Annotated in this window: 11 protein-coding genes; 6 read left to right on the forward strand and 5 right to left on the reverse strand. The window is 65.8% G+C overall.

What is annotated here, in order from left to right:
- Positions 1-98: 98 nt before the first annotated feature.
- Positions 99-674, reverse strand: a complete 576-nt coding sequence (locus ABDZ81_RS14220; protein ID WP_343774668.1) for an NADPH-dependent FMN reductase — start codon at positions 672-674, stop codon at positions 99-101.
- A 147-nt stretch (positions 675-821) separates the two neighbouring features.
- Here ABDZ81_RS14220 and ABDZ81_RS14225 point away from each other — a divergent pair, with 147 nt between their 5' ends.
- From ABDZ81_RS14225 to ABDZ81_RS14235, 3 genes are all read left to right on the forward strand, one after another.
- The gene (locus ABDZ81_RS14225; protein ID WP_343774669.1) at positions 822-1,286 is read left to right on the forward strand and encodes an Lrp/AsnC family transcriptional regulator; all 465 of its coding nucleotides are present in this window, start codon (positions 822-824) and stop codon (positions 1,284-1,286) included.
- Positions 1,287-1,555: 269 nt separating this feature from the next.
- Positions 1,556-3,043 (forward strand): proton-conducting transporter transmembrane domain-containing protein, encoded by a 1,488-nt coding sequence (locus tag ABDZ81_RS14230; protein ID WP_343774670.1) that lies wholly within the window; start codon positions 1,556-1,558, stop codon positions 3,041-3,043.
- The gene (locus ABDZ81_RS14235; protein WP_343774671.1) at positions 3,033-5,480 is read left to right on the forward strand and encodes a DUF2309 domain-containing protein; all 2,448 of its coding nucleotides are present in this window, start codon (positions 3,033-3,035) and stop codon (positions 5,478-5,480) included. Before ABDZ81_RS14230 ends, ABDZ81_RS14235 begins: the two co-directional genes overlap by 11 nt.
- A 64-nt stretch (positions 5,481-5,544) precedes the next feature.
- Here ABDZ81_RS14235 and ABDZ81_RS14240 read toward each other — a convergent pair whose 3' ends face one another.
- The 3 genes from ABDZ81_RS14240 to ABDZ81_RS14250 all read right to left on the reverse strand — a co-directional run bounded on the left by ABDZ81_RS14240 (position 5,545) and on the right by ABDZ81_RS14250 (position 9,572).
- Positions 5,545-7,344, reverse strand: a complete 1,800-nt coding sequence (locus ABDZ81_RS14240) for a PKD domain-containing protein (protein WP_343774672.1) — start codon at positions 7,342-7,344, stop codon at positions 5,545-5,547.
- Positions 7,345-7,786: 442 nt separating this feature from the next.
- Entirely contained in the window at positions 7,787-8,509 is a 723-nt protein-coding gene (locus ABDZ81_RS14245) for a hypothetical protein (protein WP_343774673.1), read from the reverse strand.
- Between the two features lie 148 nt (positions 8,510-8,657).
- Positions 8,658-9,572 carry an HhH-GPD family protein gene (locus ABDZ81_RS14250; RefSeq protein WP_343774674.1) on the reverse strand — a complete coding sequence of 305 codons (915 nt, stop codon included), beginning with the start codon at positions 9,570-9,572 and terminating at the stop codon, positions 8,658-8,660.
- Between the two features lie 208 nt (positions 9,573-9,780).
- On the opposite strand from ABDZ81_RS14250, the gene ABDZ81_RS14255 reads away from it, so the two are divergent.
- The 3 genes from ABDZ81_RS14255 to ABDZ81_RS14265 all read left to right on the forward strand — a co-directional run bounded on the left by ABDZ81_RS14255 (position 9,781) and on the right by ABDZ81_RS14265 (position 12,794).
- On the forward strand, positions 9,781-11,568 hold the full coding sequence (locus ABDZ81_RS14255; RefSeq protein ID WP_343774676.1) for a histidine kinase N-terminal 7TM domain-containing protein: 1,788 nt from the start codon (positions 9,781-9,783) through the stop codon (positions 11,566-11,568).
- 50 nt (positions 11,569-11,618) lie between these two features.
- Positions 11,619-11,945, forward strand: coding sequence for a ribbon-helix-helix protein (locus ABDZ81_RS14260; protein WP_343774677.1), 327 nt, complete (start codon positions 11,619-11,621; stop codon positions 11,943-11,945).
- Positions 11,946-12,110: 165 nt separating this feature from the next.
- Positions 12,111-12,794: a hypothetical protein gene (locus ABDZ81_RS14265; protein ID WP_343774678.1), complete on the forward strand. Its 684-nt coding sequence runs from the start codon at positions 12,111-12,113 to the stop codon at positions 12,792-12,794.
- Between the two features lie 152 nt (positions 12,795-12,946).
- On the opposite strand, the gene ABDZ81_RS14270 is transcribed toward ABDZ81_RS14265, so the two are convergent.
- Complete coding sequence (locus tag ABDZ81_RS14270; RefSeq protein WP_343774679.1) at positions 12,947-13,300, reverse strand: cupin domain-containing protein; 354 nt, start codon at positions 13,298-13,300, stop codon at positions 12,947-12,949.
- Between the last annotated feature and the right edge of the window lie 88 nt (positions 13,301-13,388).

The following is a 13,388-nucleotide window of genomic DNA, read 5'->3' on the forward strand; positions in this document are numbered from 1 at the left end:
CTGATAAAGCGTTGTCATCCGGGCGCGCACGCGGCGCGGCCGAATAGATCGCACGTTGGCGCGTTCGACCATCACAGCGGCGCGATGCCGCCGGGCGATCAGGCGCCGACGTTCTCCTCGCTCTCGAAGGAGTCCGGGTCGGGTTCGATCTCGGCGTACTGGACGACGCGGCGGCCCAGCGTGGCGGCGCGCTCTGCGAGCTCCTCGTCGACGATCTCGCCGTCCTGGATCGCCTGATACGCTTGCGGGACGACAGCCTGGTAGGGCAGCACCCAGGCGTCGAGCGCCCGGCAGACCGACCGAAGGTGATCGAGCGCCGAGACCGGAAATCGGCCGCCGGCGACCGCCAGCAGCCCGACCGTCTCGTTCTCGAACTCGTCGAACCCGCAGTAGTCAAGCGCGGTCTTCAGCACCGAGGAGTACGACCCGTGGTACATCGGCGTCCCCAGCAACACGGCGTCGGCCTCGCGGACGCGCCGTGTGAGTTCCGGCGCGTCGCCGGCATCTTGGGCGTCGGCGTCGAACACCGGCAGTTCGAGCTCTCGGAGGTCGATAAGCTCCGTCGACGCCCCGGCCCGCTCGGCGCCGTCGAGCGCGACGCCGAGCGCCGTTCGCGTGTGGCTCTCGTCTCTGAGACTCCCGCAGATCGCGACGACGTGTGGCGTGTCGGCCATGAGCGACGCAACGCGGGCGGGCGACCAATAGATTGTGGAAACTGGCGGCAGTCAGTGATCGCGGGCGCGTGTGCAAGCTCGTGAGACCGCTACCGGCTGCTCCCCGGCAGCGAAGTACCTTAGACCCTGGGCGGTAAATCGTGACGTATGTCCGACAGGGAGCTCGACGACGTCGACCGGGAGATCCTCCACGCGCTCCAGGAAGACGCCCGGGGGCTGTCGTCCGGCGAGATCGCCGAGCGGACCGAGGCGTCTTCGAGCACGGTGCGCAAGCGCATCCAGCGCCTGGAGTCCGAGGGCGTCCTCAAGGGGTACAGCGCCGACATCGACTACCAGGCGTCGGGCTACCCGCTCCGGATGCTCCTGTTTTGCACGGCGTCGATCACCGAGCGCGGAGAGCTGATCGAGGACGTGCTGGACATTCCGGGCGTCGTCTCGGTCCAGGAGCTCGTGACGGGCGAGCAGAACCTGCTCGTGACCGCGGTCGGCGAGACCGACGACGACATCACGCCGGTCGCACAGGAGCTGCTCGACATGGGTCTGACCGTCGCGGACGAGGTGCTCGTCCGCAGCCACGAGACGACGCCGTTCGACGACTTCTCGACGGAGTGATCGCCGTCCGCGAACCGCGGTCACGCTCCTGAGCCGCCGCTTTCTGATCTAAAGCGCCGGTTGTCGGGTTTAGAACAGCTCTTCGTACCGATAGGTGCGACCCTTTCAGACCATAATGTTCTATAATAACGTTTTAGGGAACGCACTGTTCGTATCGAAGACTATAATAACCAGATCGTTCAATAGTGCCGTAACCACGACCGGTTCGTGTGCTCCGGCGCGGCGTCGCGCCGCCCGCCGGGGCGCACACCGGTCGAATCGATCGAACAATGGCTGGCCACACACGCTCGAACGACGCAGGACAGGTCTCGAAGACGACGACGCCGTCGCGTTCGACGTTCCCGCGAGCCTCGACCGCCGCCGTCTGGACGCTCTTCGTCCTCGGTCTGGGGGCGCTCGCCCTGTCGATCCGAACCGGCACCGAGTGGACCGTCGAGGGCGTCGTCCGAATCGACGGGCTGACCGCGCTCATGTGGGTCGTCGTCACGTTCTTCAGCGGCATCGTCCACAGCTACTCGCGGCGCTACATGGCCGGCGACGCCCGCATCGACGGGTTCTTCGCCCGCGTCCTGGCGTTCACGCTCGTCGTGATGGCGATGACGGCGGCCGACCACGTTGCGCTGTTCGCAGCGACGTGGCTGGCGATGGGGCTGCTGATGGCCGGCCTGATCGGCCACGAGCGCGACTGGGCGCAGGCTCGCGCCGCCGCAGGCGTCGCGCGTCGCCACTTCCTCGCCAGCACTGGGCTGCTGGCCCTCGGCCTCACGGTGCTGGCCTGGACGACCGGCGCGACGTCGATCACCGGCATCCTCGGAAATCTCGGCGACGTTCCGGCGTCCGCGGCGCTCGTCGCGGGCGGCGCGATCTTTCTCGCGGCGATCGTCCAGTCGGCGCTGTTCCCGTTCCAGACGTGGCTGCTGTCCTCGATGACCGCGCCGACGCCGGCCTCGGCGCTGATGCACGCCGGGTTCGTCAACGCCGGCGGCGTCCTGCTCACCCGGTTCGCGCCGCTGTTCGCGGACCGCACGGCCGCGATGTCGGTGATCGTCGCGGTCGGCGCCGTCAGCGCTCTGCTCGGCCAGGCGCTGTTGCTCGTTCAGACCGACATCAAGAGCGAGCTCGGCGCCTCGACGCTCGCCCAGATGGGCTTTATGATCCTGCAGTGCGGCCTCGGCTTCTTCGCGGCCGCGATCACCCACCTGATCCTGCACGGCTTCTACAAGGCGTACCTGTTCCTGTCATCGGGCGCGACCGTCGAGCAGAACGCGCCGGGCGGCCACCACGACGACTCGCCCGACCTGGTCGGTGTCGGCGTCGGACTGCTGACGGCGCTGGGCGGCGGCGTCCTGTTCGCCCTGCTGACCGGCAAGGGAACCGAACTGAACAGCGGCCTCGTGCTGACGATCGTCGTCGTCCTGACGACGCTGCACGCCACCCGCGACGTGCTGCGCCGGTCGACGCTGCCGGCGACGGTCAAGCTCGTCGGGACGCCGCTGATCGTGCTGGTCGCGATCGGCACGTACGCCGCGACGTTCAACGCCATCACGACGCTGCTCGCTGACGTCCCGATGACGACGGAGCCGACGGGGCTGACGGTCGTCCACTACGCCGTCGTCGCCGCGTTCGCGATCGCGTACGCCGCGACGACGCTAGGCTGGCACCGCAAGAGCAGGCGCCTGTACGTCTCGCTCGTCAATCTCTCGCAGCCGGATCCGGACACGCTGCTCACCACCAAGGAGGATTACAATGACGCTTGAAGAGGAGTACCTCGACGACAGCATCGAACGCGCCGCCGAGGCCGTCGGCTCGGTCTGGCCGCTCCACTCGTTCGTCACGGCCAACCCCCTCGCGGGGTTCGAGGACCGCCCGTTCGAGGAGGCGGTCGCCGAGGCGAACGATCTGTTCGGCGGCCGCGGCTACCCCGACCCCGCGACGTTCCGCCGCGCCTGGGAGGACGGCCGGATCGACCCGGACGTGCTGCGCTCGGTGCTGGACGACCACGGCGTCGACGACGAGCCGTCGGAACTTCTGGACGAGATGGCGGCCGACGCGTCCGAGACGAGCGACGGTACCGACGCCGATCCCGCGACCGAGACGGTCGACCGGATCCTGACGAAGTGGCTCGCCAAGTTCCTCGACGAGGGGCTGGCCCACTGGTCGATGCCGAATCGCTCGGAAGGGTTCTACGCCGCGTGGCGGCAGATGGCGCCGCTCGACGACGAGATCCCGAACTGCGGCGATTCCTCGGACCTCCCGGAGACGCCGACGGCGGCGATCGAGGCGGCCCTGTCGGAGGTCCCGCAGGGGCGCTGGGAGCCGGTCTTCGAGCGCCACCTCGCCGCGCTGCCGGGCTGGACGGGGTTCCTCAAGCAGCGTGCTGACGCCGACGGCGACCCGTGGCAGTCGGCCCACCCGATCTCGCTGACCGAGTACCTCGCGGTGCGTCTGACGCTCGCGGATCTGCTCGACGCACCGATCGAGGCGGACGAGCCGGAAGACGGCGTCGACCCGAGCGAGGGGGGATCGAACGACGAGCCGACGCTGGCCGATCTCTGGCTCACCGCATGGGAGGAGAGCTACCGCCGCCGCCTCCTCGACGACGTCGAGCGCTCGCTCGACGGGTCGGGAGCGGCAGACGGAACCGAGCAGGGAGACGATCGCCCCGCCTCCCAGCTCGTGTTCTGCATCGACACGCGCTCGGAGATCATCCGCCGCCACATCGAGGCGCAGGGTCACCACGAGACTCACGGCTACGCGGGCTTTTTCGGCGTCCCGATGCGCTACAGCGGGTACGACTCCGACGTCGAGATCGACGCCTGCCCGCCGATCGTCGACCCCGAACACCGCATCGAGGACCGTCCGTCCGATGGGCGCCACGACCACGCGGGGACGTACGACACGTGGAGGGGGCTGGTGTCCGCGAGCCGGAACCACCTCCAGGCGCTCAAGACCAACGTCGCCGCGGCGTTCACCTTCGTCGAGGGCGCCGGGACCGCCTACGGTGCCGCGATGGCGTCGCGCACGCTCGCGCCCTCGGCCGTCCGCGACCTGACCGGTGCCGTCGACGAGCGGCTCCCCTCGGTGGCCGAGTTCTGCTCGCCGACGGTCGACCGCCCGAGCGACGACGGCGAGGGAACGCACGAACACGCCCACGGCGACGCGCTCCCTCGCGGGATGACGCTGGAGGAAAAGGTCGAGTACGCGAAGTCCGCCTTCGAGCTGATGGGCTGGGAGCAGTTCGCCCGCCTCGTCGTGTTCACCGGCCACGCCAGCGAGACGACGAACAACCCCTTCGAGTCCAGCCTGGATTGCGGCGCCTGCGCCGGCAACCCCGGCGGCCCGAGCGCCCGCGTGCTCGCGGCGATCTGCAACGACCCCGAGGTCAAGGCGGCGCTCCGCGATGAGGGGATCGACGTCCCCGAAGACACCGTCTTCCTCGCCGCGGAACACAACACGACGACCGACGAGATCGAGCTGTTCGACGGGGAGGTACCCGAGAGCCACCGCGAGGACGTCGAGCGCCTGCGCGAGGATCTGGACGCCGCTCGCGAGGCCGCCACCGCCGAGCGCGCCGAGGCGATGCGCACGGGAGCCGACGACAGCGTCCGCGAGACCGAGCGCCGCGCGGCCGACTGGGCCGAGACGCGCCCCGAGTGGGGCCTGTCGGGCAACGCCTCGTTCGTGATCGGGCCGCGCGACCTGACCGAGGGCGTCGACCTCGACGGCCGCGCGTTCCTCCACTCCTACGACTGGTCGACCGATCCCGACGGCGACGCGCTGGAGGCGATCGTGACCGGCCCGCTCGTGGTCACGCAGTGGATCAACAACCAGTACTACTTCGCGACGGTCGACAACGGCGTCTACGGCAGCGGCTCGAAGGTCACCCACAACCAGGTCGGCAACGTCGGCGTCTATCAGGGCAACGGCGGCGACCTGATGAGCGGGCTGCCGCTCCAGTCGCTCAACCTTGGCGACGAACAGCCCTACCACCAGCCGCTCCGCCTGCAGACCGTGATCCACGCTCCGACCGAGCGCGTCACCGAGATCCTCCGCGAGCACGAGGAGGTCAAGCGCCTGTTCGACAACGGCTGGATCGACCTGTCGGTGATGGACCCGACGAAAGACGACGACGTGTTCCACTACGAAGGCGACCTGGAGTGGGAGCCGAAACTGCCGGTTCCCGTCGCTCGCTGATCGAAACGAATCTCGCCCAGACCGACGTCGCTCGTCGATCGTTTAATCGGCGTCACCGCACCGGTCACTCCTCGGCATCATCGTTCACACGTCGGTCGAGGGCGTACGCCAGTCCTCCGACGCTCGCTACTGCGGCCTCGATGCCGAAACCGGGCGTTTCCGAATCGCCAACGTCGGCGTCGTCCGTCTCGGAATCTTCATCGCTAGTCGTGTTGCGGTCGGTCGTCCGATTACCCGTACTATCGTCGTCGGTCTGGTTTGGCGTGCTGTCGTCGGCGGTCTGGTTTGGCGTACTGCCGTCGCCCGTCTGGTTTGGCGTGCTATCGTCGCCCGTCTGGTTTGGTGTGCTGTCGTCGGCGGTCTGGTCCTCCCTGCTCCCTTCCGCGGTCCGGTTCTCCACCCCGTCTCCGACGTCCGATTCGTTCTCCGGGGCGTCGGCAACGCCGTCGTCACCGGGGTCCGATTCGGTCACCTGCACCGGCACTCGCACAGCCGTTTCGGCCTCGGCGGCTCGTCCGGCGTCGTCGACGACGGTGAGCGTGACCGTGTACTCTCCCGGCTGGTCGAACGCGTGCTCGACGACCGGCCCGGCGGCTGTTTCGCCGTCTTCGAACTGCCACGTGTACGCGAGGATCTCGCCTCGCGGCGGTTCGGATTCGGTGGCGTCGAACTCGATGGTCTCTCCGACGTCCGGGGTCGTCGGGATGTGACGTACGGACGCGCGCAGTCCGAGCCGTTCGCCGAAGTCGCTCACGTCCTCGCCGTCGATGCTGAGCCTGTGGAACGCGACGATATCCTCCAGCGCCGGTCTCGGCGTGTGGCCGGCTCCGTCGTACACCCGGAACTGAGCGTCGATCCCCGCCCGTTCGTAAGCGGTCTGGCAGTACGGGAACCGGTCCTCGATCATCTCCTCGCCGTACACCGACAGCGCGGTTTCGCGCAGTTCGTCGCTGGTCCACGCGTCGGTGTAGGGAATCGTATCGTTCGCGTCCTCGCTTCCCATGTAGAGGAACTGGTTGACCTCGTCGAGCGCCTCCGGATCGAACGGTTCGCCGGTCAGTTCCTCGACGTCGGCGACGCCGACGTGGAAGTTCAGCGTGCGTCCCTTCGCCTCCTCCAGCGGGAGCATCGCCATCCCGTTCAGGCCGCCGGCGGTCACCGACAGCACGCGGTCGGGATGAAGGAGGGTAAACCGGTCGACGAAGTTCCCCGACGCGGAGAAGCCGTTGAGGATGATGTCCTCGCCGACGGGGAACGACTCCTCGGCGAGCCGCTCTCGGGCGTGGTCGACCATCCGCAACAACTGGAGATCGACGCGTTCGAGCGGTCCGTCGTCGAGCAGCATCGTGTCCCGATCGAGCTGGTGGACGTAGTGGTCACCGTCAACGGGATCCGAACGCGGCCGGGGGAACACCGGGACGAGCATCGGCACTCCGAGCCGGTCGGAGATATCCCGAGAGAGTCCTCGGCTAGCGACCAGTCTGGCGTCTTCTTCGTGCTTCTCGAAGTCGTCAGTGGCGCTTCCCGTGTTGTTCGGTTCGACGAGCACGGGGCCCCCGGATTCACCTTCGACGACAGTGGGGGCGTAGAGAAAGTACGGATAGTTGAACCCGGCATCCGGTTCGGCGTCGACGCGCGTCACCGACATCCCGTCCAGAAACGCGGTGTCGCCCGAAACGGAGACCTCGGCCGTGTCCCTCGCGAGCGAGCTTCCGCCTTCGGGCGGGTACAGCGAGACCGCAACCTCGATATCTCGCGTGATCGGCGGAGCGAGCTTGACGGTGACGTCCCGACGATCGGTACCGGCATCGAACTGGCCCCTCGCGAGCGCTCTGTCGCGGTCGAGGTCCCGGATCGTGTACATCGTATCCTCCGGCGAATAGACCTGCGCGATCTCTAGCTCTCGACCGTCGGTGGTCTGATCGACTACCCGTACTGCTGCCCCTCCCCCTCGTCGTGCTGCGCCCGTACCGGCGATTTCGCCCACAGTACCCCCCGCGAACACCGTTCCGGTCGTCCGGAGCAGCTTTCGACGGGTACAGAAGAGATCACCGGTCATAGTCGATCTCTTGGGTCGCATCAAATCTCGTCATCAATCGCTCAAGTGACATTCCACCGCAATAAATATTCGTGGTTTGAGATTAAAACGAACTTGGGAAAGATGGCAAAAACCCCAGTGCCGATTACCGGGATCCAGCTGTCCGTCCACACCACTGTCGCAAGCGGGCGACGAAATCGCCGCTGTCGTGGTCGGTCTCCACGAACCCGTCGGCCGCAGGATCGGAGAGCACGCCGCCGCGCACCAGTCAGTCGCCGACGTCGTCTCCCGGGCGACGGGCGAGAGCGTATGCCAGCCCGCCGACGCTTGCGAGAGCGGCGCCGACGCCGAAGCCCGGCGTCCTCGAATCGGCCGGTGCATCTTCGTTTTCCCCCTCTTCATCCGCCTCTGGGGTGTCGGCGTCCCGCCCGTTCACGTCGCTCTCCTCGTCACTGAGAGCGCCCTGCCCGTCGGCATCAGCCGCGTCCTGTTCGTCTACCTCGACGACCTCGTCGACGGTAGCGTTGCCATCGGTCGTCTCGTCGTTCGCGATCTCGTTCGGAGTTCGCTCGGCTGTGGCGTTCGCTCCCGTTTGCTCGCTCGTATCTCCCAGCACGGCCACCTCAGCCGTATCACTGATGAGCGGCGAGCCGTCCTCTGGGCGGGATAACGAGATAGACAGCGTCTGGTCGCGCTCGATCTGCTCGTCGAGCCGGATGGTGACGCCCCGGCGTCTGGTACCGGCGTTGAACGTCCCCTCCGCGAGCGTTCGACCCGTATCCAGGGAGCGGACCGTGTAGGTGACGTCGATAGCGGTCCTCACCGCCGCGATCCGTATCGCGACGCCGTCGATCGTCTGATCGGTGAACAGCACCGCCGCGTCCCCCTCCTGGGCCGCGGCCGCGTTCGTTGCGGCAAGCCCCGTCAGTCCCGCGCCGAGGGCTCGGAGCAGGCGACGACGACTGCGGCGTTCGCGCTCGTCACCGGTCATCGTCGATCGGTACCGCCCCGTAATCCGTCCATGGATACGTCACTTGGCAGTCCAGGAAGATAAACGTACGCGGAGAGATCGTCGAGACGGCCGCGCTGACGCCTCAGTAAACGGCCAGCGGGGCGTTCCGCTCTACCGAGTTCCGGCGTCACCGCCGCAGCCGGGCAACGGTGTCGCCCTCGTCGTCGACGTCGACGAGCCCGTCGTCGGCGAGATCGGCGAGCAAGCCGCGGAGCCACTCGCGGCCGTACTCGCCCTCCGGCGCGTAGTCGACGCGAACTCTCGGCCCGAGTTCGTCCAACTCGAGTTCGTCGTACTCCTTGAGCGTCGAAATCACGCGCCCCCGCATCTGGCGCCGACTCCCCTCGAAGCTCGGCTGGGTCGGAACGTCCGGCGCGGTGAAATCGCCCGTCTCGTAGGCGCGACACCACTCGCGCCAGGGGCAACCCGCCTCGTCGCAGGACGGCGTCTTCTCGCAGGCGACGCCGCCGAGCTCCATGATCGCGTTGTTCCAGACGCGGGACTCCCCCTCGGGCATGAGTCGAGCGGCGGCGTCCTCGAACGCGGCGTCGTCGTCGGGCACGTCGAACGCCCGATACAGCACGCGCTTGACGTTCGTGTCGACGACGGCGTCGCCGTTGTTGAACGCGAAGCTCGCGACGGCGTTGGCGGTGTAGGGGCCGACGCCCTGGAGCTCCTGCAGGCCCTCGGGCGTCTCGGGAAACTCGCCGTCGAATTCCTCGACGACCTGCCCGGCGGCCTCGTGGAGATATTTCGCGCGGTTGTTGTAGCCGAGGCTGTGGTCGGTCCAGAACGCCACGACATCGGAGCGGTCGGCGGCCGCCAGCTCCGTCGCGGTCGGCCACCGATCGAGGAACTCGGCCCAGGCCGTCTCGACGCGCGAGAGCTGGGTCTGCTGGCTCATCACCTCGGAGACGAGGATCTCGTAGGGATCGGTCGTCTCCCGCCACGGGAACGACCGGTGGTCGGCCTCGTACCACTCGACGAGGGCCCGCTGGACGGCGCTCGGATCCTCGGGGACCGTGCCCGGCGACTCGCTCATCAGGAACGTCGAGGGACCTGCCGTAATTGGATCTGGCGGTTCGCGTCGTCGAACCAGTCGGCTCCCTGATGAACGCTCGGGATGTAACTTTTTACAGCCGGAGCGCAACTTGATAGTCAGTATCACGCAACTTCCGCTCGGATCGAGGACTCCGACGGTCAGTCGGTCGTGATGCGGATCGTCACCGGTCGTGACGCGGATCCCACCAATGGCACTCGAGTACACCCACTACGTCGTCCCGTACGCGCTCGCGCTGGCGATCAGCCTCGCGCTGATCGCGAGGCTGTGGGGCTACCGCGATCGCCGCGGGGCGATGGGGTTTCTGTTCGACGTCGTCGGACTCCTCGTCCTGTCGATCGTGTACATCCTCCAGCTCGTCTCGACGGACCTCGGCGCCAAGCTGTTCTGGTGGAACTGGCGGTTCGTCCCGATGTCGTTCATGGCCGCGGGGTACATGATCACCGCGATCGAGTACACCGACCACGAGGACTGGCTCACCTACCGCACCGGCGCGGCGATCGCGGCCGTGCCGGCCGTCTCGCAGCTGTTCGTCTGGACGAACGACGTTCACGGTCTGTTTTACGGCTACGAGTACGACGCCGCCACGAACCTGCTGGTCCCCCAGTTCGGGCCGCTGTACTGGCTGTTCGCCGCGGTCGCGGTCGGCTACCTCGCCGTCGGCGTCGCGCTGCTGTTGAAGCTCTCGCTGGCCCAGCGAGCCTACGTCACGCAGGCGTCGTTGCTGGTCGGCAGCATCCTCCTCGTCGTCGCCGGCGAGATCGTCTGGTGGCTCGGTCTGGTTCCCGTCGACCCGTTGCCCCTTACGAGCACGGTGAAAGTCGTCGTGTTCCTGTTCGCCGTCGCTCGCTTCGAGCTGCTCGACATCGTCCCCGTGGCCCGGGACAAGGTCGTCGAGATCATGCGCGATCCGGTGCTCGTCGTCGACCGGACGAACCGGATCGTCGACGTCAACGCCGCGGGACGGCGGCTCGTCGACGATCCGAACCCGGTCCGCAAGTCGGTCTCGGCGGTGTTCGACGAATCGATCGTCACCGTCGTCGACGAACGACTTCGCGCTGAGATCGGGATCGACGTCGACGGGCAGGAGCGCCAGTTCGACTTCCAGAGCACGCCGCTGTACGACAACGCCGGCGCGCGGAGCGGTCGACTGCTCGTCTTCCGCGATATAACCGAACTCAAGCGCCGCGAGGAGGAGCTGTCGATTCTGAATCGCATCGTCCGCCACGACATCAGAAACGACATGACGATCATCCGGGGACGGGCAGATCTCCTCGCGGAGCACGTCGACGACGCCGGAAAGGAACATCTCGACGCGATGAACGAGAGCAGCCAGCACGTCGTCGAGCTGACCGAGAACGTCGGCGCCCTGATGGCCGCGATCACCGGCGACGAGTCGATCGAGGTCGAACCGGTCGACGCGGTCGGCGTGTTCCGGACGCAACTGGAGCAGGCGCGCCAGCGCTTCGACGACGCCGAGTTTTCGATCGAGGGCGAGCTTCCCGACGGCTGCTACGTCGAGGCCAACGAGATGCTCTCGTCGGTGTTCACGAACCTGTTCAACAACGCCGTCCAGCACCACGACGATCCGCCCTGTCGCGTCCGCGTCTCGGTCGAGCGCGACGACGCGACGCTGCGCATCGAGGTCGCCGACGACGGACCGGGGATTCCGGAATCGCGGCGCAAGGAGATCTTCGGCCGCGGCGAGAAGGGGATGGACAGCACCGGGACCGGCGTCGGGCTGTATCTCGTCGACACGCTGATCGACCAGTACGGCGGCGAGATTTCGGTGGCGGAGAGCGAGTCTGGAGGTGCGCTGTTCGTCATCGAACTCCCGCTGGTCGAGGCTCCGCCGGGACGCCGTTCCGAGCCGTCGACCGAACCGGCGGCGTCGAACGCCACTCCGGCGTCTGGCGACGCCGACGCGCCGCCCACACCCGGCGACGACGTTCCGACGACGCCCGATCCCGACGAGTGAGCGATCGCGCAGCCGAAAGCCGTTTCAGCCCGCTCGCCCCAACTGGAGGTATGACACTCGACGATCTGACCGAGGACATCGAGGAGACGTACGAATCCCTTGACGACCTCGACGTCGATCTGGACGAGGGGACGCGCCGCGAGCTGACGATGCTGCTGACCGCGCTCGACGAGGACGATCCCGAGGACATGCTCGAAGAGGCGGTCAGCATGCTGTTCCAGAGCACCGTCGAGTCCGGGAAGCTGGATTTCCACCTCCGGAGCGCGTACGACGTGACGTATGACGAATATCTTTCGGGGATGACCTACGACGAGATGACCGGCGGCGCGCAGTTCCCGCAGGCAGAGCAGAAAGACGAGCGCCGGTATCAGTTCTGACGGTCGCGGCGGTGTTCAGAAAGGGACTGAATCGGGTGGCTCGGTAACTGCATGTGCGTATCGAACGTCTTTGCTGAAAGATTGACCCCTCGGGAGGACGACGCTCGTCAGACGAATATGTCGTACACCCGAAAGCATTTATCAAGGAGGACGAGAGGAATTCTTATGAATCGACGATCCCTTCTCAGTATAATTGGGCCCTCCAGTATTGCCCTTGCTGGTTGCTTGGGAAATACCGCCTCAGATGTTAAAGATGATGAAAAGAGTTCATATGAGCGGTGCAGCTGGTATATTATAGAAATTGATGGAAGCCACGAACTTCCAGAAGAAGCTGAGGAAGAAGCGATGGCCGCAATCGAAGGGGAAAGATACGAAACCGAGGGAAAACTCGTGCTTGAAGAGATAATGAACGCAGATGAGCAGTATCTGCGATATGATGACCAGTATTATGATCCAGTGGTTGAGAAAGAGGGTGATACATCGTATTTAACGGCCCACAAAACAACGCCGGAGACAGGTCCTCTAACCCTGGAAAATGGGATCGGTGACGATATCGTAGTTGATCTATCTCTAACATATGAGGGCGACGACTTCCTTTCTGAGACAGTTGAAATTGAGGAAGGAAACGATGTGAAAATTGCCTCTGAGAAAGGATATCCGTACGGTAGCTACGAAGGCACCCTCGAGACAGAAACCCTGTCCGAAAACATAGGATGGACAGCAGCAAGCCAGAAAGTAAAACGAGAGCCAAGATACGATATTCACGAGGAATACGTACAGGGGCCTTGGGTCGGTGATTACGATACTCGACCTTGCTCCTGGGATGAAGATGGCGAATTGAAGAGGTAGTTGCTACAGTTACAAACCGCCACATTTCAAAATCTATCCCCGATGAACGGTCTACTTTAGATGATCGATTTTGTAGAACTACTGCTCACTACACGCCCTTTACTGAACAGTAGTTTCACGATCCGTATCGGAGAAATGCGCCTTCGGCACCGCTACTCGACGACCACCGCGTCGTCGGCCTCGTTCGGGGCGCCGACGACGAACAGGCGCGCGGGTTCCAGCGCCGTCAGCTGACGCTCGGCCGACGGCTCGACGACCAGCACGTCGCCCGTCTCGATCTCGAACCCTTCCTCGCCGACCGAGACGTGAAAGCGGCCCTCCAGCACGAGGTACAGTTCCTCCTGGTGCTCGTGGTAGTGGCGGTTGTTCTCCTCGCCTTCCTCGAACTCCCAGACGCTCGGGCGCATCTCGTCGGGTCGCGTTTCGTAGCCGACCGCCCTGAGCGTCGGTTCGATCCCCTCGACCTCCCGCGCCTCGATCTCGTCGACGCTGACCTTCGAGTACATAGGCCAACCTTCGGCGTCGGGAGCAAAAAATCCCGGTCGCGCGGCGGTAGCGCTGGCAAATCGATGGGGCAAAGAAAACTACCGCTCG

It is taken from the genome of Natronoarchaeum mannanilyticum (assembly GCF_039522665.1).
In the GTDB taxonomy this organism is placed as follows: Archaea; Halobacteriota; Halobacteria; order Halobacteriales; family Natronoarchaeaceae; genus Natronoarchaeum; species Natronoarchaeum mannanilyticum.

Coding starts and splice junctions, on each gene's coding strand:
- ABDZ81_RS14265 (WP_343774678.1), top strand. CDS start 12,111: ATGAATCGACGATCCCTTCTCAGTATAATTGGGCCCTCCAGTATTGCC.
- ABDZ81_RS14225 (WP_343774669.1), top strand. CDS start 822: ATGTCCGACAGGGAGCTCGACGACGTCGACCGGGAGATCCTCCACGCG.
- ABDZ81_RS14240 (WP_343774672.1), bottom strand. CDS start 7,344: ATGTACACGATCCGGGACCTCGACCGCGACAGAGCGCTCGCGAGGGGC.
- ABDZ81_RS14235 (WP_343774671.1), top strand. CDS start 3,033: ATGACGCTTGAAGAGGAGTACCTCGACGACAGCATCGAACGCGCCGCC.
- ABDZ81_RS14230 (WP_343774670.1), top strand. CDS start 1,556: ATGGCTGGCCACACACGCTCGAACGACGCAGGACAGGTCTCGAAGACG.
- ABDZ81_RS14260 (WP_343774677.1), top strand. CDS start 11,619: ATGACACTCGACGATCTGACCGAGGACATCGAGGAGACGTACGAATCC.
- ABDZ81_RS14250 (WP_343774674.1), bottom strand. CDS start 9,572: ATGAGCGAGTCGCCGGGCACGGTCCCCGAGGATCCGAGCGCCGTCCAG.
- ABDZ81_RS14270 (WP_343774679.1), bottom strand. CDS start 13,300: ATGTACTCGAAGGTCAGCGTCGACGAGATCGAGGCGCGGGAGGTCGAG.
- ABDZ81_RS14245 (WP_343774673.1), bottom strand. CDS start 8,509: ATGACCGGTGACGAGCGCGAACGCCGCAGTCGTCGTCGCCTGCTCCGA.
- ABDZ81_RS14220 (WP_343774668.1), bottom strand. CDS start 674: ATGGCCGACACGCCACACGTCGTCGCGATCTGCGGGAGTCTCAGAGAC.
- ABDZ81_RS14255 (WP_343774676.1), top strand. CDS start 9,781: ATGGCACTCGAGTACACCCACTACGTCGTCCCGTACGCGCTCGCGCTG.